This is a genomic window from Pseudomonas aeruginosa (assembly GCF_001457615.1).
In the GTDB taxonomy this organism is placed as follows: domain Bacteria; phylum Pseudomonadota; class Gammaproteobacteria; order Pseudomonadales; family Pseudomonadaceae; genus Pseudomonas; species Pseudomonas aeruginosa.
This window is the reverse complement of record NZ_LN831024.1, coordinates 510,352-531,676: the sequence shown is the minus strand read 5'-3', so window position 1 is coordinate 531,676 and position 21,325 is coordinate 510,352. Positions and strand designations below refer to the sequence as shown.

The 21,325-nt window shown below is 67.9% G+C and carries 21 protein-coding genes and 2 pseudogenes; 9 read left to right on the top strand and 14 right to left on the bottom strand.

Annotation, left to right across the window (positions count from 1 at the left end; translation table 11 throughout):
- Nucleotides 1-46 precede the first annotated feature (46 nt).
- Both AT700_RS02400 and pcaD read right to left on the bottom strand, forming a co-directional pair.
- Complete coding sequence (locus tag AT700_RS02400) at nt 47-490, bottom strand: hypothetical protein (RefSeq protein WP_003160881.1); 444 nt, start codon at nt 488-490, stop codon at nt 47-49.
- A gap of 42 nt (nt 491-532) precedes the next feature.
- Nucleotides 533-1,330: a 3-oxoadipate enol-lactonase gene (gene pcaD, locus AT700_RS02395; RefSeq protein ID WP_003105224.1), complete on the bottom strand. Its 798-nt coding sequence runs from the start codon at nt 1,328-1,330 to the stop codon at nt 533-535.
- Nucleotides 1,331-1,433: 103 nt separating this feature from the next.
- Between pcaD and AT700_RS02390 the strand changes: the two are divergent.
- Nucleotides 1,434-2,367, top strand: a pseudogene (locus AT700_RS02390) (LysR family transcriptional regulator).
- A 78-nt stretch (nt 2,368-2,445) separates the two neighbouring features.
- On the opposite strand, the gene AT700_RS02385 reads toward AT700_RS02390, so the two are convergent.
- Nucleotides 2,446-2,922 (bottom strand): GNAT family N-acetyltransferase, encoded by a 477-nt coding sequence (locus AT700_RS02385; protein ID WP_003084777.1) that lies wholly within the window; start codon nt 2,920-2,922, stop codon nt 2,446-2,448.
- A gap of 87 nt (nt 2,923-3,009) precedes the next feature.
- Between AT700_RS02385 and AT700_RS02380 the strand changes: the two genes are divergently transcribed.
- Nucleotides 3,010-3,936 carry a LysR substrate-binding domain-containing protein gene (locus AT700_RS02380; protein WP_003105226.1) on the top strand — a complete coding sequence of 309 codons (927 nt, stop codon included), beginning with the start codon at nt 3,010-3,012 and terminating at the stop codon, nt 3,934-3,936.
- A 347-nt stretch (nt 3,937-4,283) separates the two neighbouring features.
- On the top strand, nt 4,284-6,011 hold the full coding sequence (locus AT700_RS02375) for an NCS1 family nucleobase:cation symporter-1 (RefSeq protein WP_003117922.1): 1,728 nt from the start codon (nt 4,284-4,286) through the stop codon (nt 6,009-6,011).
- A gap of 33 nt (nt 6,012-6,044) precedes the next feature.
- Here the strand turns inward: AT700_RS02375 and AT700_RS02370 are convergent, their stop codons facing one another.
- The 3 genes from AT700_RS02370 to AT700_RS02360 all read right to left on the bottom strand — a co-directional run bounded on the left by AT700_RS02370 (nt 6,045) and on the right by AT700_RS02360 (nt 7,957).
- On the bottom strand, nt 6,045-6,614 hold the full coding sequence (locus AT700_RS02370; protein ID WP_003084771.1) for a TetR/AcrR family transcriptional regulator: 570 nt from the start codon (nt 6,612-6,614) through the stop codon (nt 6,045-6,047).
- Between the two features lie 49 nt (nt 6,615-6,663).
- Complete coding sequence (locus tag AT700_RS02365) at nt 6,664-7,068, bottom strand: PaaI family thioesterase (RefSeq protein ID WP_003118845.1); 405 nt, start codon at nt 7,066-7,068, stop codon at nt 6,664-6,666.
- A gap of 139 nt (nt 7,069-7,207) precedes the next feature.
- Complete coding sequence (locus tag AT700_RS02360; RefSeq protein ID WP_003105233.1) at nt 7,208-7,957, bottom strand: glutathione S-transferase family protein; 750 nt, start codon at nt 7,955-7,957, stop codon at nt 7,208-7,210.
- A gap of 168 nt (nt 7,958-8,125) precedes the next feature.
- On the opposite strand from AT700_RS02360, the gene AT700_RS02355 reads away from it, so the two are divergent.
- The 3 genes and pseudogenes from AT700_RS02355 to fiuA all read left to right on the top strand — a co-directional run bounded on the left by AT700_RS02355 (nt 8,126) and on the right by fiuA (nt 12,108).
- On the top strand, nt 8,126-8,644 hold the full coding sequence (locus tag AT700_RS02355) for an RNA polymerase sigma factor (protein WP_003084762.1): 519 nt from the start codon (nt 8,126-8,128) through the stop codon (nt 8,642-8,644).
- Nucleotides 8,641-9,611 (top strand): annotated as a pseudogene (locus tag AT700_RS02350) (FecR domain-containing protein). Before AT700_RS02355 ends, AT700_RS02350 begins: the two are co-directional and overlap by 4 nt.
- A gap of 103 nt (nt 9,612-9,714) precedes the next feature.
- Nucleotides 9,715-12,108, top strand: a complete 2,394-nt coding sequence (gene fiuA / locus AT700_RS02345; protein ID WP_048520720.1) for a TonB-dependent ferrichrome receptor FiuA — start codon at nt 9,715-9,717, stop codon at nt 12,106-12,108.
- A gap of 172 nt (nt 12,109-12,280) precedes the next feature.
- Here the strand turns inward: fiuA and AT700_RS02340 are convergent, their stop codons facing one another.
- Entirely contained in the window at nt 12,281-13,138 is an 858-nt protein-coding gene (locus AT700_RS02340) for a PP2C family serine/threonine-protein phosphatase (protein WP_048520719.1), read from the bottom strand.
- Nucleotides 13,139-13,223: 85 nt separating this feature from the next.
- On the opposite strand from AT700_RS02340, the gene AT700_RS02335 reads away from it, so the two are divergent.
- Together AT700_RS02335 and AT700_RS02330 are read left to right on the top strand one after the other, a co-directional pair.
- The gene (locus AT700_RS02335; protein ID WP_003099948.1) at nt 13,224-14,174 is read left to right on the top strand and encodes a hypothetical protein; all 951 of its coding nucleotides are present in this window, start codon (nt 13,224-13,226) and stop codon (nt 14,172-14,174) included.
- A gap of 18 nt (nt 14,175-14,192) precedes the next feature.
- Nucleotides 14,193-14,813, top strand: coding sequence for a glutathione S-transferase (locus AT700_RS02330; protein WP_003113265.1), 621 nt, complete (start codon nt 14,193-14,195; stop codon nt 14,811-14,813).
- Here AT700_RS02330 and AT700_RS02325 read toward each other — a convergent pair.
- From AT700_RS02325 to AT700_RS02300, 6 genes are all read right to left on the bottom strand, one after another.
- The gene (locus tag AT700_RS02325; protein ID WP_003084739.1) at nt 14,776-14,961 is read right to left on the bottom strand and encodes a hypothetical protein; all 186 of its coding nucleotides are present in this window, start codon (nt 14,959-14,961) and stop codon (nt 14,776-14,778) included. The two genes, AT700_RS02330 and AT700_RS02325, sit on opposite strands and share 38 nt — an antisense overlap.
- Nucleotides 14,958-15,260 carry a hypothetical protein gene (locus tag AT700_RS02320; RefSeq protein ID WP_003084737.1) on the bottom strand — a complete coding sequence of 101 codons (303 nt, stop codon included), beginning with the start codon at nt 15,258-15,260 and terminating at the stop codon, nt 14,958-14,960. The genes AT700_RS02325 and AT700_RS02320 overlap by 4 nt, the downstream gene beginning before the upstream one ends.
- Before the next feature lie 49 nt (nt 15,261-15,309).
- The gene (gene creD / locus AT700_RS02315; protein ID WP_003099944.1) at nt 15,310-16,668 is read right to left on the bottom strand and encodes a cell envelope integrity protein CreD; all 1,359 of its coding nucleotides are present in this window, start codon (nt 16,666-16,668) and stop codon (nt 15,310-15,312) included.
- Nucleotides 16,669-16,770: 102 nt separating this feature from the next.
- Nucleotides 16,771-18,195: a two-component system sensor histidine kinase CreC gene (gene creC, locus AT700_RS02310; RefSeq protein ID WP_003123892.1), complete on the bottom strand. Its 1,425-nt coding sequence runs from the start codon at nt 18,193-18,195 to the stop codon at nt 16,771-16,773.
- Nucleotides 18,195-18,884 (bottom strand): two-component system response regulator CreB, encoded by a 690-nt coding sequence (creB, locus tag AT700_RS02305; protein WP_003084734.1) that lies wholly within the window; start codon nt 18,882-18,884, stop codon nt 18,195-18,197. The genes creC and creB overlap by 1 nt, the downstream gene beginning before the upstream one ends.
- An 84-nt stretch (nt 18,885-18,968) precedes the next feature.
- A complete protein-coding gene (locus tag AT700_RS02300; RefSeq protein WP_003084733.1) occupies nt 18,969-19,478 on the bottom strand; it encodes an ATP-dependent zinc protease in 510 nt (169 codons plus the stop codon).
- Nucleotides 19,479-19,620: 142 nt separating this feature from the next.
- Here AT700_RS02300 and AT700_RS02295 point away from each other — a divergent pair, with 142 nt between their 5' ends.
- Nucleotides 19,621-20,508, top strand: coding sequence for an acyltransferase (locus AT700_RS02295; RefSeq protein ID WP_003113270.1), 888 nt, complete (start codon nt 19,621-19,623; stop codon nt 20,506-20,508).
- Between the two features lie 152 nt (nt 20,509-20,660).
- On the opposite strand, the gene AT700_RS02290 is transcribed toward AT700_RS02295, so the two are convergent.
- Nucleotides 20,661-21,239: a DUF2780 domain-containing protein gene (locus tag AT700_RS02290; protein WP_003084725.1), complete on the bottom strand. Its 579-nt coding sequence runs from the start codon at nt 21,237-21,239 to the stop codon at nt 20,661-20,663.
- Nucleotides 21,240-21,325: the final 86 nt, after the last annotated feature.

Genomic DNA, 21,325 nt, shown 5'->3' with positions numbered 1-21,325 from the left:
CCGTTCGCCGCAGCGCAACGAAAAGCCGCCCCGAGGGGCGGCTTTTTCATTTCTTCGGGTAGCCATGCACACGCTCCCAACAGTCGTCGCGCAGCTCCTCGGCGTGGCTACGGATGCTGTCCCAACCGTTCTGCCGCAGCGCCTCCCGGGCCTCTCGACGTACCGCCTGCCATCCGGGGTGGGCATAGATGTCGAAGTCGAAGCAGCCCAGCGCTTCCTCGGGCAGCTCGTTGCACAGCGCCCAGACACGCCTCAAGGCATCGCGAAAACTCCCGGCCTGGCGACCCGGACAGCCTTCGAGCCACTCGTGCAACGGCACGACCTTCTCCGACCAGGTAGAGCAGCCCGGGCAACTGCCGATGGTCTCTCTCTGCATGGCACCGTCAAGGGCCAGGAAATCGAGCGCCAGGAACGCCTCTGCGCTGAGCAGGACCCATCGATGCTCATCCTGCCCGTACCACGTCCAGATGAAACTGCCCGGCTCGTTCATGTCGGCTCCTGCGCCGAGGGAAAAGGCGCGACGATAGCCTAATCAGTCTGCGCCGAGAAAGCTCAGCACCGCGCCTTCGAACGCCTGCGGGAACTCGACGTTCGACAGATGCACCGCCGGCAGCGTAACCAGCCTGGCCCCGGCAATCGACGCGGCGATCAGCTCGCCGTGGCTGGCGGCGGTGACCGTGTCGTACGCCCCTGCGATCACCAGGGTCGGCCGCTCGATCCGCGCCAGTTGCGCGCGCAGGTCGGTATCGCGCACCGCCGCGAAGGAGCCGGCCAGGCCGTGCCGGTTGGTGGCCATGAGCATCGCCCGGAAGCGCTCGACGACGGGCTCGGCGCGCTCCAGCAGCGCCGGCGGAAACCAGTTGCCGAGGAAGCCCGCGGCGGTCTCGCTCATGTCCTCGGCCTGCAGCACCGCGGCGATGCGCTCGTCCCACTGCGCCGCCGGGCCGAGCCAGGCCGAGGTGTTGGCCAGCACCAGCCGCTCGATCCGCTGCGGCGCATGCAGCGCCAGCCACTGGCCGACGATCCCGCCCAGGGACAGGCCGAGGAAATGCGCGCGCCGTACCTCCAGCGCGTCGAGCAGCTCCAGTACGTCCTCGCCCAGCCGGGCCAGGGTGTAGGGCCCCGGCGGCACGCTGGAGGCGCCATGGCCGCGGGCGTCGTAGCGCAGGACGCGGAAGTGCCGGGTCAGTGCCGGGAGTTGCGCATCCCACATGTGCAGGGTGGTGCCGATGGAGTTGGAGAGCGCCAGCAGCGGTTTCTCTGCCGCACCATCCAGGCGATAGGCGAGGCTGGCGCCGTCGCTGGTAGCGAGAAAAGACAGGTTGCCCATGGGAGCCTCCGGGGTCAGGGTGATTGCCATGCACGCCAGGCTAGTTGCGACGGTCCCTGGGAAAAACTACAAAGAATGGAACGACTCTGTCAGGGAAGCTGACATGCACGACTTCACCCTCCACGACCTCCAATGCTTCGACGCGGTGGTCGACGCCGGCGGCTTCCAGGCCGCCGCACAGCGCCTGCACCGCTCCCATCCGGCGGTGTTCGCCGCCGTTGCCCGGCTGGAGCGCCAGCTCGGCCTGGTGCTGCTGGAACGGGGCGGCTACCGGGTCGGCCTGACCGCCGCCGGTCGCTCCTTCCACCAGCGTGCCCAGGCCCTGCTCTACGAACTGGAAGGGCTGCGTGGCCCAGGGCGAGGAAAGCGAGCTGCGCGTGGTACTGGGCGACCTCTGCCCGCCGCGCCCGGCCCTGGCGCTGCTCGCAGGGTTCTTCGGCAGCCAGCCGCAGACCCGCCTGCAATTGCTGTTCGAAACCGTCAGCGGCCCGCTGGAGCGCCTGCTGGACGGCGAGGCCGACCTGATCCTGCATCGCGTGGACAAGTCCGACCCACGCCTGGAATGGCTCGACCTGTGCAGGGTCGGGCTGGTCCCGGTCATCGCGCCGGGCCTGCTCGGCGATCCTCCGCCGCGACCGGTGCGCCCGGAACAACTGCGCCCCTTCGCCCAGTGTGTGATGCGCGACAGCGCCCGCCATTCTCCGCCGACGGACTATTTCATGCTCGCCGGCGCGCGACAGTGCAGCGTGCCGGACCAGCGAACGAAGAAAGAGGTGATCCTCCAGGGCCTCGGCTGGGGGCACCTGCCGGACTTCCTGGTCGACGAGGAACTGGCCGACGGCCGCCTGCTCGCTCTGGCCGGGCCGCATCTGCCAGGACGCAGCGAAGAGGTGGTGGCGGCGCGCCGGCGCGATCGCGCGCAGGGCCCGGTAGCGGAACGCCTGTGGGCGTTCCTGCGGGACAACGCTACAGCGCTACGGGAGAGCGGCATGGATACCGGTGGCGATGACTCGGCAGGCGCCAGGCGTCCTCGGTGAGAAACTGGCGGATATCGCCAGGCGCTATTCGCCCTACCCCCACGCACTCCCCCGGCATCAACGCCGGCTTGCCGCCAGCTACTCCGCCATCTTGCGCAACGCCTCGCCATCCAGCCGGTAGCGCACCCACTCGTCCTGCGGCAGCGCGCCGATGGAGCGGTAGAAGTCGATGGCCGGCTGGTTCCAGTCCAGCACGCTCCACTCCAGGCGTCCGCAGTCGTTGGCCACGGCCTCGCGGGCCAGCTCGCGGAGCAGCCGGCGACCGGCGCCGACGCCACGGTACTCAGGGGTGACGTAGAGGTCTTCGAGGTAGATGCCGTTGCGCCCCAGCCAGGTCGAGTAGCTGTAGAAATACACCGCATAGCCGATCGGCCGGCCTTCGCTCAGGCACATCAGCGCGCGGGTCGGCGAGCCTTCGGCGAACAGGCTGCGGCGGATGCCTTCGACATCGGTGACCACCTCATGGCGGGCGCGCTCGTAGTCGGCCAGTTCGATGATGAAGGCAAGGATCTGTTCGGCGTCGGCCGGTACGGCGGGACGGATTTCGAGAGTCATGGGCAACCTTCCGGTGGGGGATCCGGCCATCCTAGTGCGCCTGCTAAGATGCATGAAGTGCATTCTTATCATCGGCAACTGAATAACATGCATCCCCTGCTGCGCCGTCTCGATCTCAACCTCCTGCTTGTCTTCGACGCCCTGTATCGCCACCGCAACGTCGGCACCGCAGCCAGCGAACTGGCGATCAGCGCCTCGGCCTTCAGCCATGCGCTGGGGCGCCTGCGCCAGGGGCTGGACGACGAACTGTTCCTGCGCCAGGGCAATCGCATGCAGCCGACCCAGCGTGCCGAGCACCTGGCCGCTGCGGTGGCCGCCGCCCTGCGCGCCCTCGGCGAGGGGCTGGAAGAGTGGCGGCCGTTCGTACCGGGACAGAGCCAGCGCACCTTCGTCTTCGCCGCCACCGACTACACCGCTTTCGCCCTGCTTCCGCCGCTGATGAACCGCCTGCAGCACAGCGCGCCCGGAGTGCGCCTGCGCCTGGTCAATGCGGAACGCAAGCTGTCGGTGGAGGCCCTGGCCAGCGGGCGGATCGATTTCGCCCTCGGCTACGACGAGGAACACGAGCGCCTGCCCGAAGGCATCCAGGCCCATGACTGGTTCGCCGACCGCTACGTGGTGGTAGCGCGGCGCGACCACCCACGCCTCGCCGGGGCGCCGACGCTGGAGGGCTACCTGGCCGAACGGCATGCGGTGGTGACGCCGTGGAACGAGGACAGCGGGGTGATCGACCGGCTGCTGGCCCGCTCCGGCCTGCGTCGCGAAGTGGCGGTGCAACTGCCGACGGTGCTGGCGGCGCTGTTCCTGGCAGGCTCCACCGATTTCCTGCTCACCGCTCCGCGACATGCCGCACGGGCCCTGGCGGAAGCCGCCGGCCTCGCCCTGTATCCCGCTCCGTTCGACATTCCGCCCTACGTGCTGCGGCTCTACAGCCACGTCCAGCATGTCGGGCGTGACGCCCATGCGTGGATGATCGGGCAGTTGAAGGGCCTGGATATTTCCCGGACGGGCTGAGCTTCGCGCCGCGCACCGTCGACGGGCGCGGCGGTAACACTGGGCACAATTATTGTGCACAATTTTCCCAATGCGGCCTCCTGGCGTCCCGCTTTTTTCCCCTCTCCCTCGTCCGTCCGCATAAGCCTATGAATCGGTTCGAAATTCTTACCTGATCGAAGCGACAGCTTTTTCCCAAGCGGTTTCAGGGGCTTGCCGCCGAAAGGCCGGTTTCCGCAGAGCGCGGAAAATTCGGTCGAGGATCGGTTGGCACATAACTGGCTTAAATCTTCGAAATTCTTGTATACAAAAACAACAGACGAACCCGACCTCGCGCCGAGTTCTTCCGACTGCCGGAGGAGACCGCCATGTCCAGCACCCCGAAGCCGCCCGCCTCGCCCCGCGAGTTTTCTCCCTCGCTGCTCGACCTCGGCACCCTGGAAAGCCTCGACAGCCTGCCGCGCGCCGGTCAGCGGAGCGCGGAGTTCTCCGCCTCACTGCTCGACCTGGGCACTCCGGCCAGTCTCGACTGCCTGCCACGCGCCGGGCTGCGCGCAGCGGAGTTCTCGGCGGCGCGCCTGGACCTGGGCACTCCCGCCAGTCTCGATTGCCTGCCCCGCGCCAGCCATCACGCCGGCCCCGAACTGCCGCCGCTGAGCCCGCGCCTGTACAGCGCCGATCTCGCCCCGACCAAGGCCGAAGGGCGCCGCTGGGGACGCTACAGCCTGTTCGCGCTGTGGACCAACGACGTGCACAACATCGCCAACTACTCCTTCGCCATCGGCCTCTTCGCCCTCGGCATGAGCGGCGCGCAGATCCTCGCCGCGCTGGCCCTGGGCGCGCTGATGGTCTACGGGCTGATGAACCTGTCCGGCTACATGGGCCAGAAGACCGGGCTGCCCTACCCGGTGATGTGCCGCATCGCCTTCGGCATCCACGGCGCGCAACTCCCCGCGCTGATCCGCGCGGTGATCGCCATCGCCTGGTTCGGCATCCAGACCTATCTCGCCTCCATCGTCCTGCGCGTGCTGCTGACGGCGATCTGGCCGGGGCTCGCAGCCTACGACCAGGACGCCATCCTCGGCCTGTCGAGCCTGGGCTGGGCGACCTTCGTCGCCATCTGGTGCGTGCAACTGCTGATCTTCGCGTACGGCATGGAGATGGTGCGTCGCTACGAATCCTTCGCCGGACCGGTGATCCTGCTCACCGTCGCCGCCCTCGCCGCCTGGATGTACCTGCGCGCCGGCGCCTCCATCGCCTGGTCCAGCGGCGAACCCATGAGCGGTTCGCAGATGTGGTTGAAGATCTTCGGCGGCGCGGCGTTCTGGGTGACCCTGTACGGCACCATGATCCTGAACTTCTGCGACTTCGCCCGCGGCTGCCCGGACCGCCGCACCATCAGCGTCGGCAACTTCTGGGGGCTGCCGGTGAACATCCTGCTGTTCGGCCTGTTCGCGGTGGTCCTCGCCGGCGCCCAGTTCAGGATCGACGGCCAGCTCATCCAGAGCCCCACCGACATCGTCGCCGCGATCCCCGACACCCTCTTCCTGGTGCTGGCCAGCCTGGCGCTGCTGATCGTCACCGTGGCGGTGAACATCATGGCCAACTTCGTCGCCCCGGCCTACGTACTCACCAACCTGGCGCCGAACCTGCTGAACTTCCGCCGCGCCGGGCTGATCAGCGCGACCATCGCAGTGCTGATCCTGCCCTGGCACCTGTACAACAGCCCCGGGGTGATCCTCTACTTCCTCGGCGGCCTCGGCGCGCTGCTCGGCCCGCTGTACGGGATCATCATGGTCGACTACTACCTGGTGCGGAAAGGCCGGGTGAACCTGCCGGAGCTGTACACCGAAAGCCGCGCCGGCGCCTATCACTACGCGGGAGGGGTGAACCCGCGGGCCATCGCCGCGTTCGTCCCGGCGGCGATCATCTCCACCCTGCTGGCATTGTTGCCGGCATTCGCCGAGCTATCGCCGTTCTCCTGGTTCTTCGGCGCCGGCCTGGCCGGCCTGATCCACTACGCCCTGGCCAAGCGCCGCACGGCCTACCGCGAAGTTTCCGGCGAAGCGATCGCGGTGGACAGCGTGCAGCACTGACGGATACCTGGCCGGCCTGGGCGCGACACCCGCCTAGGCCGGCAGTAGCGCCTGCAATTCTTCCTCGATCGCATCCAGCGCCTGGAACGACCGCTCGACGCGGGCCACCGCGACCGCCCCCTCCAGCGCCGCGAGGATCAGCCAGGCACGCGAGGCGGCGAGCTTTTCCGCCAGTCCGTCGGCGCGCAACGCACGCTCGATGCTGGCGTGCCAGGCGCGGAGCGCCCGGCGGCATTCAGCGTGCACCGGGGCCAGCTCGGCGTCGATGCTCAGGCTGGTGGAAAGCACCGGGCAGGCCTCTTCGAAACGCGAATGCTCCAGCCAGCCACGCAGGGTCGCGGTGAACTGGCGGAGGACGTTGCGCGCATGGGGGGCCTGGGTCCCGGCGCGGTCGAGGAAGGACGCCACCTCGTCGGCGACGAAGCCGATCGCGGCGCTGGCGATCTGCGGCTTGCCCTCGGGGAAATAGTGATAGAGCGAGCCTTTCGGCGCCTCGGCGCGAGCGATGATGTCGCTCAGCCCGGTGCCGAAATACCCGCGGCTGGCCAGCAGCGAGGCGGTGGCATGGACGATCCGTTCGGCGGCATTGGACTTCTTCGGCAAACCTGACTCCCCAACTCACGGCAGACGACCGGGCAAGCATGCCCGAGCCTCAGGGCAGATGAAACACGCCGCTGGCGCTGGCCACCAGGCGCTCGCCGCTATGCAGCCGGGCCGAGGCGAAGGCCATGCGCTGGCCGAGCTTGTCGACCCGGGTATGCACCTCCAGCCAGTCGCCGACCCGCGCGACCCCGCAGAAGTCCAGGCGCAGGCCGACGGTGACCATCGGCTGCGGCGGTTCGCGGGAGAACGCCATGGCGTAGCCGAGGCCAACGTCGGCCAGGGTCGAGAGCAGGCCGCCGTGGGCGGTGCCACCGTGGTTGCAGTGCTTTTCGTCGATGCGCAGCGCCACCACCAACTGGCGCTGGGCGTCCTGCCGGCAGAAGAAAGGACCGAGCAGGTCGAGCAACGGACTGCTGCGGAACAGCGGCTGGAACCCTTCGGGGACGTTCATCACGGTGCGGCCTCCGCTTTATATAGACTGGTCTATATAAAATATGCCCGGACGCTGGATCCACCAGCGCCGCGAAGGTCTTATCGAGGCGCTGAATGGCGCTTCATCAGGACGGCGCCCTGGGCGCCGCCCGCACTCCCTCTCAGCGGCTCATCGGACCGCGCACCGGCCGCTCGCGGGCGTGGCTGGTCGCGCTGAGCGGCGCGCCGGCCTCGCGCAGCGCCTGGCGCTGTTCGGCGACCGGGGTCTGCGCGGTGGCCTTCTCGAAACGCGCCAGATGCTGGAAGGCCGGCAGGGCGAAAGCGTCAGCCAACAGGCGCGCCAGGCGCGGCCAGCGCTCGCCGTCGACCTGGTAGCGCGCCAACTGGGCATTGCGGAACAGGCAGGCGACGGCGACATCGGCGATGGACAGCTCGCCGCACAGCCAGCCGCTTGGCGGGACCCGCCCTTCCAGGTAGTTGCAGATCGATGGCAGGTCTTCGTCGTAGGTGCGTTGCAGGATCGCCTGGTCGGGTTCGCGCTGCCAGATGCCACGGTTGATCACCAACTGGTGGAACAACTGCCAGATGATCACCTGGCCCAGCCGCGAATCGGCGTACTCCTCCAGCCAGCGGGCCTGGGCGCGCTGGCCGATGTCGACGGGATACAGGCTCGGCTGCGGGTAGCGCTCCTCCAGGTACTGGCAGATCACGCTGGAATCGTTGAGGACGAAGTCACCGTCCACCAGCACCGGAATCTGGCGCAACGGACTGAGGCGCTCGAAGGCCTCGTCGCCGAAGAACGGCACGATGGGGTCGATGCGGTAGGCGATGCCTTTCAGTTCCAGCAGCACCAGCACCTTGCGCACATAGGGGGACAGATAGGAACCGATGATCAGCAAAGGTTCGGCCACGGCGAGACTCCTGTTCTTGTTATGGGAACACCGATCCTCCGGCAAACCAGCGGGACGACTCAAGTGGCTTCCCGACGGACGCCAATTGCAGGGATAGTCGCACTTTGCGATCATTTGCGAATAATTCTCGTTTTTCCATTCAATCCCGTTTCGGGATGGGGAGCGGTCGTGTCGGCGGGTGACGTCAGCAACAGCGAATTCGTGGGTAGCCTGTACCGGGACCACCGCGGCTGGCTGCTTGCCTGGCTGAACCGCAACCTCGGCTGCCGCCAGCGCGCCGAAGACCTCAGCCAGGACACCTTCGTTCGCCTCCTCGGCCGCCCGGAGCTGCCCGGCCTGCGGGAACCGCGCGCGTTCCTGGCGAAGGTGGCGCGCGGTCTGATGATCGACCACTTCCGCCGCGCCGCCCTTGAGCAGGCCTATCTCGCCGAACTGGCGCTGGTTCCGGAAGCGGAGCAGCCTTCGGCCGAAGAGCAGTACCTGATTCTCGAGGACCTCCGCGAGATCGATCGCCTGCTTGGCACGCTGTCGCTGAAGGCGCGTAGCGCGTTTCTCTATAGCCGCCTGGACGGCATGCCCCACGCGGAGATCGCCGAGCGTCTCGGAGTCTCGGTGCCACGCGTGCGCCAATACCTGGCCCAGGGTCTGCGCCAGTGCTACATCGCCCTCTACGGAGAGCCCCGGTGAGCGCCGACGATCGTCATTCGCCGGTACGCGCGCGGGTGCTCGACGAAGCCATCGCCTGGCAATTGCTGCTCGACTCCGGCGAAGCCCATCCCGACGATCACCGCGCCTTCCACCGCTGGTACGCGGCGCATCCCGAACACGAACGCGCCTGGGAACAGCTCGGCGGCCTCGACCGGCACCTGGCGAGAGCCGCCAACGGGCCGGCGCGCAACGCCCTGCTGTCCGGCAACGCACGCTTCAAGCGCCGCCTGCGCCGGCTCGGCGGCAGCGCCCTGGGGCTAGTGCTGGCGCTAGGCGTCGGGCTCGGCGTGGCCAACCGCTACGTCCCGGTCCGCTACCTGCTGGCCGATGCCTACAGCGCCACCGGCGAGCAGCGCGAGCTGACCCTCCCGGATGCCACTCATGTGCGCCTGAACAGCCGCAGCGCCATCGACGTCCGCTTCGACGGCGAACGCCGCCAGGTCGTGCTACTGGCCGGCGAGATCCTGGTGGAAACCGCCCATGGCGACCCGCGCCCCTTCGTGGTCAGCAGCGCCGATGGCGACATGCGCGCCCTCGGCACGCGCTTCCTGGTGCGCCGCGAGGAACCCGGCACGCGCCTCACCGTGTTGCAGTCGGCGGTGGCCGCGCGCGCGGAAACGCTCAGCGAAGAGCGTGTGATCAAGGAAGGCCAGCAGGTGCTGATCCTGCCGCAAGGCCTGCAGGCCAGCGAAGCGGCCCGGCTCTGGCCGGCGCCTGGGCACAAGGCATGCTGGTGGTGGAGAACGCCCGGCTGGCCGACCTGGTGGCGGAACTGGGGCGCTATTCGCCGGCGCTGCTGCAGGTCGACCCGAGCATCGCCGACCTGCGCGTCACCGGCAGTTTCCCGCTGAAGGACACCCGCCTCGCCCTTCAGGCTTTGGAGCCGAGCCTGCCGGTGCGCAGCGTGAGGCACAACGCCTGGTGGTTCGAAGTGGTGCCACGCTGAACCGAACGGGCCGGCGAAAAATTTTTCCCGCCGGCCCTATCACTTTTTCCGACTCGTCCGGCAAGGAGGCATTGAGACTCGTTTCCATCCAGGAGCCCCGCACATGCCCCGCCCGACGTTCCGTCCCGGCCTGCTCGCCCTAGCCATCGCCCTCGCCGTTCCCGCACCGTTCCTCCACGCCGCCCCGGCCGAACAGGCCAGCGTACGCGACTACCGCATCGCCGCCGGGCCGCTGGCAGGCACCCTGAACCGCATCGCGGCCCAGGCCGGCCTGGTCCTCACCCTGGATCCGGCGCTCGCCGAAGGACGCAGCGCCCACGCCGTGCAAGGTCGCTTCGACGCGCCCGGCGCATTGCGCGAAGCGCTCAAGGGCAGCGGCCTGGAACTGGTGGAAAATGCCGGCGGCACCTACAGCCTGCGCAAGGTGCCGGAAGACACCCTGTCGCTGCAGGCGATGACGGTCAGCGGCGCCGAGGAAGACCCACTGGGGCCGACCAGCGGCTACGTGGCCAAGCGCAGCATGACCGGCACCAAGACCGATACGCCGATCCTCGAGACCCCGCGCTCGATCTCGGTGGCGACCCGCCAGCAGATGACCGACCGCGCCGTGCACAGCCTCGACGACGCGGTGCGCTACATGCCCGGCGTCGTCGCCAGCAGCTTCGGCAGCGACACCCGCTCCGACTGGTTGAAGGTGCGCGGCTTCAAGCCGACCCAGTTCCTCGACGGCCTGCCGATGGCGGTCGGCGTCTACAACAACCCGAAACTGGAAACCTGGAACCTGGAGCGTGTCGCCCTGTTGCGCGGCCCGGCCTCCTCGGTCTACGGCCAGACCCCGCCGGGCGGCATGCTCGACATGGTCAGCCTGCGTCCGCAGAACGTCGCCAGTCACGAGGTGAAGGCCGAGGTCGGCAACTACAACCACAAGCAGGTCAGCTTCGACAGCACCGGCCCGCTCGACGACGAGGGACGCTTTCTCTATCGCGTCTCCGGCGTGGTGCGCGACAGCAACACCCAGGTCGACCATATCGACGACAAGCGCTACAACATCGCCCCGAGCCTGACCTGGAACATCGACGACGACACCAGGCTGACCTTCCTCGGCCAGTTCAACCGCGACGATACCGGCATCACCAGCCAGTTCCTGCCGCTACGCGGAACCAAGTACGACGCGCCGTTCGGCAAGGTTTCCCATCACAAGAACCTCGGCGATCCGGACTGGGAATACTACGACCGCACCTACTACTGGCTGGGCTACGCCTTCGAGCGGCGGATCAACGATGTCTGGCAGTTCCGCCAGAACCTGCGCTACCTGCGCAACGACCTGTCGTTCCAGGGGATTACAGCGGGCACAGCTCATGCCGACGGCACACTGGAACGCAGCACCACCTCGGTGGATGAAGACGTCAGTCAGTTCGTAGTAGATAACAACTTCCAGGCCGACTTCGAAACAGGCGCCCTGCGCCACACCCTGCTGCTAGGCCTGGATCACAACCGCACCGACAACCAATACACATCGATCTTTGGCAGCGCGCCGCCGAGCAACGTCATCAACCCGATCTACGGCCAGCCGATCGTCAAACCGGATCGTTCGACGGCCTTCTACGACTACAAGCAGAAGACCTACCAGACCGGCCTCTACGTCCAGGACCAGATCGCCCTCGACAACTGGCGCCTGACCCTCGGCGGTCGCGAGGACTGGGTGCACACAGGCGCCACCTTCTACAACAAGGGCGACGCCACCAATACCAGCCGCGACAAGAAGTTCAGCGGCAACGCGGCGCTCAGCTACATCTTCGACAATGGCGTGGCGCCCTATATCTCCTATGCGGAGTCGTTCCAGCCCACCACTGGCGCCGATATGAACAGCACCAGTTCGCTGAAGCCGACCGAAGGCAAGCAATGGGAAATCGGCGTGAAGTACCAGCCGGTAGGCTCCGACTCGCTGTTCACCGCCGCGGTCTATGACCTGCGCCAGGAGAACGTCAGCGTGTCGCAGAACATAGGCGGCACGCCGGTCACTTCGCAGACGGGCGAAGTGAAGGTCTCCGGGATAGAACTGGAAGCCACCAGCAACGTCACCGACAACCTGAAGATGATCGGCGCCTATAGCTACGCCGACACCGAAGTGAAAAAAGGCCAGTACGCAGGCAACCGCCTGCAACAGGCGCCGCGCAACCAGGCCTCGCTATGGGCCGACTACACCTGGCACGAGGGTACGCTGAACGGTTTCAGCGTGGGTGCCGGCGCCCGCTACGTAGGCTCGACCTACGGCGACCAGGCCAACACCTACGACGGCTACGCCGGCTCGTACACCCTGTACGACGCCGCCGTGCGCTACGACCTGGGCCAATTGAACGGCAGCCTGAAAGGCGTCAGCGTGGCGGTCAATGCCAACAATCTGTTCAACAAGGACTACCTGGCGTCCTGCGACGGCTACTACTGCTACTACGGCGACCAGCGCAGCGTGGTGGGCAGCGTCAGCTACAAGTGGTGAGCGACGCGTCACAGGTGCGTAACGGCGGATAACCGCTTCGCGGTTATTCGCCCTACCGCAGAACGTACCTTCCGGGCACCGGATGCCCTCCTCCCGCCTGAGGGAGAGGGCCGGGATATCGGCAGCCGGCGCAATGGGGAGGACCTGCATTCCGGGCGCCGGAGATCATCGTTCACCCCGCGATCCGACCCCACAGCGCGCTGGCGTCGTCGTGGATCTTGAAACGCGGGAAAGCCAGGGCCTGGTCGTCGCCCTGTTCGATCTCGCGCAACTCGTCGAGCATGGCGCTCACTCCGACGTCCTCGAGGCGCCGCAGCAACTGTTCGTCGGTATAGCGGCGGAAAGGCTCGACCAGCCGGTCGAAGCCGTCGGTCATCAGCACGAAGGAACGCAACGCGGCGAGCGGCAAGGTCTCGCGCTGCACCTGGCCGAGCCAGCGGTCGCTGATGTCCAGCGCCCAGTAGCCCTCGGGCTTGTTCATCAGCAGGCGGTTCTGCCGCACGCGCGGGCGGCTGGCCTTGAACAGTTCGGCGTGATCCCACTGCGGATGTTCCTCGCGCATCCGGCAGAAATGCGCCAGGGATTGCCGATCCAGTTCGTGTAGGGCCGAATCGCCGAAGCTGCGTACCTGGCCGTCGGCGCCTTCGACGAGGATCCGGCTGTCGCCGATGTTGAGCAGTTCGATTTCTCCGCCGCGAATCCGCAGCAGGCTCAGGCAGGCCGCCGGCATGTCTTCGAGGTCGTGCCAGTCGCGGCCGCTCTGGGCGCGGAAGTCGCCCTGGATATCGTTGAGCAGGCGCCGCAGCAGGGTCTCGCTGGATTGCTCGGGCTCGACTTCCAGCAGCAACCGCAGGTGCCGGTCCACCGCCTGGGCCAGCCAGCGCGCGTCGCTTTCCACGCCCAGCACGCTGCGACCGATGCTGGTGGCACCGTCGATCACCCAGGCGGCCTGCGCCGTGCAGCCCAGCGCATCGTCGTTCACCGCGCCCCCCGCGCGGCATTCCGCCCCGAGTATTTCCAGTGTGGCCATTCGCAGTTCCTCCTATGCTCAATGCGCTGCCAGAATAGCAAGACAGAGCCTTTCCACGTTCCGCTCGTCGTTCCGGGAGAACCGTATGCGTCACCTGCCCTACCCGCTGCTGGGCCTGTTCCTGGCCCTGTCGTCGACCGGCGCCGCCCTGGCCGGCGAACAGTACTACCCGCTGGACAAGGGCTCCGCGCCCTACGCGGTCGCGCCCAGTGCACAGGGTGCGGTCTGGTACGGCGCGGACGGCGGGCATTCGCTGGGGCGCCTCGACCCGACCAGTGGCGAGAGCGTGCAGGTGCCGCTCGGCGAAGGCGCGCGGCCGCGAGCCATCGTCAGCGACGAGAGCGGCAACGCCTGGGTGCTCGACAGCGGCCTCAACGCCATCCTTCGCATCGGCGGCGAGCGCCTGGGCAGCGAACGTTTCCCGCTACCGGCCAAGGCCGCGCCGGCCGGGCTCGAGTCCGCGGTATTCGACGACGACGGGCGCCTCTGGTTCACCGGCAGCCGCGGCTTCCACGGTCGCCTCGACCCAGCCAGGCGCCTGGTGGAGGTCTGGCCCTCGCCCCAGGGCAAGGCGGCGAACGGCATCTGCGTCACCCCGGACGGCGAGGTCTGGTACGCGCAGGACGACGCGCTGGTGCATGTCGATCCGCTCGACGGCAGCGCCGAGCGGTTGCCCGCGCCTGAAGGCACGAAGGCCTTGCGCGGGATCGGCGCCGACTCCATCGGCAGGCTCTGGGCCAGCGACAGCGGTGGCGCCCGGCTGTACCGCTACGATCCCAGCGATGCCTCGTGGCAGAGCTGGCCGCTGCCGGACAGCCAGGCCCGCCCGGACAGCCTGCGGGTCGACGCCATGGACCGTGTCTGGCTGCACGACGCCGCCAGCGGGGCGCTCTTGCGTTTCGACAGTGAGCAGGCGACATTCCGCGTCCTGCCCAGCGACCGGCCGGCGCCCGGCAACGCCCTGCTCGGCGGTCGCCCCGGAGAAACCTGGAGCGCCGAGCCTGCCGCCGATCGTCTGCGCGTCGTCCGCGACTGATCCTTCCAAGGAGCCCGCATGAGCGCTACCCATACGCTGTTCTACGCCGCCGCCTCGCCCTTCGTGCGCAAGGTCCTGGTCCTGCTCCACGAAACCGGCCAACGCGAGCGCGTGGCGCTCGAGGAAGTCACGCCGACGCCGGTCGCGCCCATCCGGCAGCTCAACGCCAGCAACCCGGCCGGCAAGATTCCCGCCCTGCGCCTGCCGGACGGCCAGGTGCTGCACGACAGCCGGGTGATCTGCGACTACTTCGACCAGCAGCACGTCGGCGAACCGCTGATCCCCCGCGAAGGCAGCGCCCGCTGGCGACGCCTGACCATCGCCTCGCTGGCGGACGCCGTCCTCGACGCCGCGGTGCTGTCCCGCTACGAAACCTTCGTCCGCCCCGAGGAGAAGCGCTGGGACACCTGGCTCGAAGCACAGCGGGAAAAGATCGGGCGGTCCCTGGCGTGGCTGGAGGGCGACTGCATCGCCGAACTGCAGGCGCGCTTCGACATCGCCGCCATCGGCGTCGCCTGCGCCCTGGGCTATCTCGACCTGCGCCAGCCGGAGTGGGACTGGCGCGGCCGCTACCCGCGACTCGCCGCCTGGTTCGCCGAAGTCAGCCAGCGCCCGTCGATGCAGGCCACCCGCGCCTGACCCCGAGGCCCGCCGACGCCTGCTGCCGCCGCAGGCGCTCGGCGCGTTGCAGCCAGGCCGCCGAGGGGCCGGGGAACAGCAGGCCGATCCGCGCCGCCAGGCGCTCGCCGTCGCGACGGTCGTCGCGCAGGCCGACATAGCCGTTCATTTCCAGCACACCAGGCGGAACAGCAGCAGGCCCAGCAACAGCGCGCTCTGTCCGAGCCCCATGCAAAGCTCCAGGAAGGAGCGCACGTGCGGATTGCCGGCGGCGCCCTCGATGCCGCTGAGGCCTTCCCAGAATCCGTCCGGCATCAGCACCAGCATGGCGTGGGCCAGGGGCTTGCCGCTGGCGATCCAGTACTCGATCAGGCCGAACTTGCCGAAGAACAGCAGAAAGATCAGGATCACGCCGCTGACCAGCAGGCCGAGGGCGGCACAGAGGGTGAACTCGAAGAACAGGCGCATGCTTTTCCTCCTTGGAAATCGGCGGCGGCCGGCGCCGCCGCCTTCGTCGTCAGGCCCTGGCGGGTACCGCCGGGAAGTCCTTGCGGCCGACCCCGTACCAGTCCAGGCGGCGGGTCAGCACCATCACCGCGGCAAGCACCGCGAACAGCAGCAGCGAGCCCATCAGCAAGGCGTAGTCCTCCGCGCTCAGCAAGCCGTAGAGCAGGCCGTACAGCCCTGCCAGGCCGGCGCTGAAGCCCAGCCCTCGGGCCACGCTGCGCAGGACGAAGCACAGGTAGAAGCCGATCAGGCCGACGCAGGCTCCGGCGGAGACCAGGTAGGCCAGCTCGAAGCCGACGTGCTCGGCCAGCGACAGCAGCAGCAGGTAGAAGAACGCCAGCGCCAGGCCGACCAGCGCGTACTGGACCGGGTGTACCGCCAGGCGCTTGAGCACCTCGAAGAGGAAGAAGCCGGCGAAGGTCAGGGTGATGAACAGCAGCGCGTACTTGATCGCGCGGTCGGCCTTCAGGTACTGGTCCACCGGATCGACCAGGCCGACGCCGAAGGCGCGCGCCTGGAAGCCGTCGCAACGCTGCTCCTCCACGCAACTGCGCAGCGCCTCTTCCATGTTGGTGGCGAAGAAGCTGGTCTGCCAGCGCGCGGTGAAGCCCTGGGCGGTGATCTCCCGCTCGCTGGGCAGGAACTCGCCGCCGAAGCTCGGGTGCGGCCAGTCGGCCTTCAGGATGACCTGGCTGTCGCGGCCCACCGGCACGATGTCCAGCCGCTCGCTGCCGAGCAACGACAGGTCGAAGGCGTACTCCAGGCGCTGCGCCTGGCGCCCGTCGACGCCTTGCAGCGGTGCGTGCACACCGCTGCCGAGCAGGCCGACCCGGCTACCCGGCTCGAAGTCGACGCTGGCACCGTTGAGGGACAGGCGCAGGGCATTCTCGATGCCGCGGATGTCGCTGATGCCCATCGCCAGGAACGGCGTTTCGAACTGGTAGTCCTCCAGGTCTTCTTCGATGCCATAGTGCGCAGGCACCTGGAAGTAGCCGGCAACCTTGTTGTCGACGTGGTACAGGCGCGCCTGGTAGATGCCACGGTAGCGCAGCTCGGTGCGCATCTGCCCGTCGAGGGCGAAGCGGTCGGGCAGGAAGTACAGCTCGCCGCGCTGCTCGCGCTCCTGCAACACGCGCTTCTCGGTCTTCTCCTCGGTGACCCACTCGCGCACCGTCCTGCGGTACGGCACCACCAGCAGCGGGCCGGTGAGGCGCTGGCTGTAGCTGGAGCTGCGGGCGATATCCTGCAGCACGCCGTCACGAACCTCCTGGCGATCGCGGATCAGGCCGTCGATCATCAACAGGGGAATCAGCAATAGCAGGATGAGTAGGGCGATGGCGCCGAGCTTGTAGGCCAGCGTGCGGTTCATGGGGGGACTCTCCGTCGGGGTGATGGCGGAAAGTCTGCGGCGCCGCGATGGCGGGCTTCGGGTCGCCGTGTGGAGAGTCGATGGAGTTTCCGTGGAGGCGCCTCAGCCGCGCGGCAGCCAGAGCAGCGCCTCGACGCCGTCGTCGCGGTTGCCGACCTGCAACCGGCCGCCATGCAGTTGCGCCACCTCGGCGACGAAGTTCAGTCCCAGCCCGGTGCTCTTGCGCCCGCTGGCCGGGCGCGGCAGCGAGTAGAAGCGTTCGGTGAGGCGCGCCAGGGCGTAGTCGGGAATCGCCGGCCCCTGGTTGAACAGGCGCAAGGCGATACCCTCGCCGTCGACCTCGGCGAGCAGGCGAAGGATGCCGCCGGGCGGGGTGAAGTCGAGGGCGTTGTCGAGCAGGTTGGCCAGCGCCTGGCGCAGCAGGAACTGCTCGCCGCGAACCTCGCAGGGACCTTCCAGGCGGTTCTCCACCCGCAATCGCTGGCGCTGGATACGCGCCGCCTGGCCTTCCAGCAGGGACGCGGCGATCTCCCGCAGGTCGACCTTGCCGACCTCCTCCAGGCCTTGCCGCTGCTCCACCTGGGCCAGGCTCAGCAGGCGCTCGATCAGTTGTTGCAGGCGCTCGCTCTCGCCGGCGATGTTGCCGACGAAGCGCGCCCGCTGCTCGGCCGGCATCTCGCCGTCGAGCAACTCGGCGGCGCCACGGATCGCCGCCAATGGGCTCTTCAGTTCGTGGGTCAGGGTATGCACGTAGCGCTCGACGTAGTCCTTGCCTTCCAGTTGCGTGCGCATGCGTTCCACCGCGTCGGCCAGTTGCGCCATCTCGCCGCCGCGATAGCGCGGCAGCTCGGCGCGGCGCCCCTCGCTGACCGCCTGTGCGTACTGGGTGAGGCGCCGCAGCGCGCCGCTGAGCCACCAGGAGAGCAGGCCGCCGACCAGCAGCCCGAGGGCGATCAGCCCGGCACCGAGCCAGGCCAGGCGCCGCTGCGAGCGGTCGATGTAGGGTTGCAGGCTGCTGTTCGGCTTGGCCACCGAAACCACCCCGATGATCTTCCCGCCATCCTTGATCGGCGCCGCCACGTACATCACCGAGGAATCCGGGTCGTCCGGGTCTTCGCGGCTGGAGCGCGCGCCGTACTGGCCCCGGAGAGTCAGGTAGACGTCGTTCCAGCGCGAATAGTCCTGGCCGACAGCCACCCCGGCGGAGTCCAGCAGCACCTTGCCGCTGGCGTCGGTGACGTAGATGCGGTGGTTCACCGCCTCCTTGCGCAAGCCCCAGATATCCGCCTGCGGCACGCGCTTGCCGTAGTCCTCGAGCATCTCCGGCAGGTCGCTCTGTGCCAGGGTGCCGTTCTTCACGTCCTGGCGGAGGATCTCGGCGAGCAGGTTGGCGGTGTCCACCAGGGTTTCCTCGGTGGACTGGCGCACGCCGGGGCGCACTTCGTCCATCACCGTGCTCAGCACGAAGTAGCCGGTGAGACCGACGAACAGGAAGTAGACCAGGAAGATCCGAACGCCGAGCGGCATCAGGCGTGGTCCGGGCTGTAGCTGTAGCCCAGGCCGCGATGGGTCTGGATCGCTTCGCCGCGTTCGTTCACCTGGCGCAGCTTGGCGCGCAGGCTCTTGATGTGGCTGTCGATGTTGCGCTCGTAGCCGGCCTCGCTGGCGACGCCGAGGGCGTCGAGCAACTGCTCGCGGCTGAATACCCGCTCGGGCTGCCCGAGCAGCGTCTGCAACAGGCGGAACTCGTGGCGGGTGAGGTTGAGCGGGGTGTCGCGGTAGTGGATCCGCACGCGCTCCTCGTCGACCTGGAACGGCCCGCTCGGCGCGGCCCCTTCCAGCGCCGCCGGGCGCGGCGCCATGCGCTTGAGGATGGCCTTGACCCGAGCCGCCACCTCGCGCGGGCTGAACGGCTTGACCACGTAGTCGTCGGCGCCGATCTCCAGGCCGACCACGCGGTCGATCTCGGCATCGCGCGCGGTGAGGAAGATCACCGGCACCTCGGAGAACCGCCGCAGGCGCTTGCAGGCCTCGAAACCGCTGATGTCCGGCAGACCGACGTCGAGGATCAGCAGATCCGCCGGCTGGCGCTCCTGCAACGCCAGCGCCTCGCCGGCGAGGGTCACCCAGGTGGTGGCGAAGCCTTCGGCCTGCAGGGCGTAGAGCAGGGTGTCGGCAATCGCGGCTTCATCTTCGACGATCAGGATATGCGGCATGGCGTGACGGCGGCTGACGGGAATGCCGGAACGGTGCCGCAAGCCGGCGCGCGCGTCAATCGCGCCGCCGGTGGCGTAGGACGCTTACTTGCAGGTGGGCTTGTCGGCGACGAAGCGCTCGGAGGGATCGACCGCGACGTGGAATTTGCGCAAGCCCTTGGTGCCCATCAGGAACGGATAGTTGAAGGCGCTGCGGTCGGTGAGGTTGACCTCGATGGTCTTCATCGCTCCGCCCAGGCAGACCTGCAGGTCGATCACCGGGCGTTCGCTCAGGCGGTCCTCATCCTCGTCCTCGCCGTTGCGGTTGTCGGCGCGGTTCTTGATCTTGCCGATGCGCGCCAGCTTGTGCTCGAACACCGAGCCGTCGGCCTCCTTGGTGGCCAGCCGGAAGCGCACCCACTCCTCGCCGTCGCGCTGGAACAACTCGATGTCCTTGGCCGACAGCGAGGAGGTGTAGGCGCCGGTGTCCATCTTCGCCTGCAGGGTACGGTCCAGCTCCGGCAGGGAGACCCATTCGTAGCGGCCGTAGAGGTTGGGTTCGGCGGCGAGGACCGGCAGGGCGAACAGCGAGAGCAAGGCAAGGGCACGCTTCACGCGGGCATCTCCTGAAGTGATACGAGGTCCACATAGGACTAGCACGGCGCGGTTTCGTTCGCCACGCCGGCGGCTTGGGCGGCGCGGCGCGGATGCGTATGATGGGCCGCGTCGACCCACACCCAGGACAGGGAAACCAACCATGCGGGAACTGTTGACCGGCCTGACCAGCAGCCTTCTGCTGCTTCTCAACACGCTGATCCTGATCGGCCCGATGATGCTGATCGCACTGCTCAAGCTGGTGCTCCCCGGCCAGCGCCTGAAAGACCTCTGCTCCAGGGGCGTGATGTGGATCGCCGAGACCTGGGCGGAGATCGACAAGTGGATCTTCGCCACCTGCACGCCGACGGTCTGGGACGTGCGCGGCGCCAGCGACCTGCGCCAGGACACCTCGTACCTGGTGGTGAGCAACCACCAGTCCTGGGTCGACATCCCCGCGTTGATCCAGGTGTTCAACCGGCGCACCCCGTACTTCAAGTTCTTCCTCAAGAAGGAGCTGATCTGGGTGCCCTTCCTCGGCCTGGCCTGGTGGGCGCTGGAGTATCCGTTCATGAAGCGCTATTCCAAGGCCTTCCTGGAGAAGCACCCGGAACTCAAGGGCAAGGACCTGGAGATCACCAAGGCCGCCTGCGAGAAGTTCAAGCGCATCCCGGTGACCGTGGTGAACTACCTGGAAGGCACGCGTTTCAGCGAGCAGAAGAAGGCCCGGCAACAGTCGCCCTATCGCCACCTGCTCAAGCCCAAGGCCGGCGGGGTGGCCTTCGTCCTCGCCGCGCTGGGCGAGCAACTGGACGCCCTGCTCGACGTCACCGTGGTCTACCCGAGCGACAAGGTGCCGGGATTCTGGGACCTGCTCTGCGGACGGGTGCCGAAGGTGATCGTCGACATCCAGACCCGCCCGATCGATCCCGCCCTGTGGCAGGGCGACTACGAGAACGACCCGGTGTTCCGCCAGTACGTGCAGGAATGGGTCTCGCGCATGTGGGAAGAAAAGGACGAACGCATCGCCCGCTTGCGGCAACTGCGCTGAAGTACCGGCCGAAGCACACCCATCTCGTAGGGCGGATAACGCCGGGGGCGTTATTCGCCCTACCGGTGCGGGCAACGAATATCCGGGCGCCGCACCCACTTCGTAGGGCGAATAACCGCAGCGCGGTTATCCGCCGATCCGCTGGCGGCAGATCAGAGCAGCGACGAGCCGCCCGCCTTGCTCACTCCCCAGAGATTGCTCAGGCTGCCCAGCAGCTCGCTGTTGGCGCCCTGCTTGCCGAAGTAGTCGACCAGCACCTGGGCGAACTTCTCGGTCATCCCGCTATCCATGCCCAGGGTGCCGAAGGCCTTGTTCACGTCGCCCATGCTGTCCGCATTGCCGAGCAGCGAACCGAGGCCCTTGCTGTCGCCGCCGCTCTTGCCGAGCACGTTGCCGAGCCCGCCGAGACCGGCCAGGGCGTTGTTGCCGGCCAGCTTGTCGAGGCCGGGGATGGTCTTAACCAGTTGCGAATAATCGTTGCCGGCCAACTGGTTCTTGGCCAGGCCGAGCAGGGCGCCGGTACCGCCGACCGCCTGCTCCTGGCTGACCCCGAGCTGGCCGGTGAGTGCGCCGAGCAGACCGCTGGTCTGCGGGGTGGTGGCTACCTGGGCGGAGTCGCCCTGGGATGCCCCGGCGACCGCCTTGGCGGCATCCCCGAGATTGAAGGCGAACGCGGAGGCGGCGCTGAGCAGCAGGGCCGCGGCCAGGGTAGCGTGGGTGGTGACGCGCATCGGCAATTCCTCATGAGATATCGAACGCCCCGGCCGCATTCGCAGGCCGGGGTGAGATTTCGACCGACCGGCCGGTGCCTTGTTCC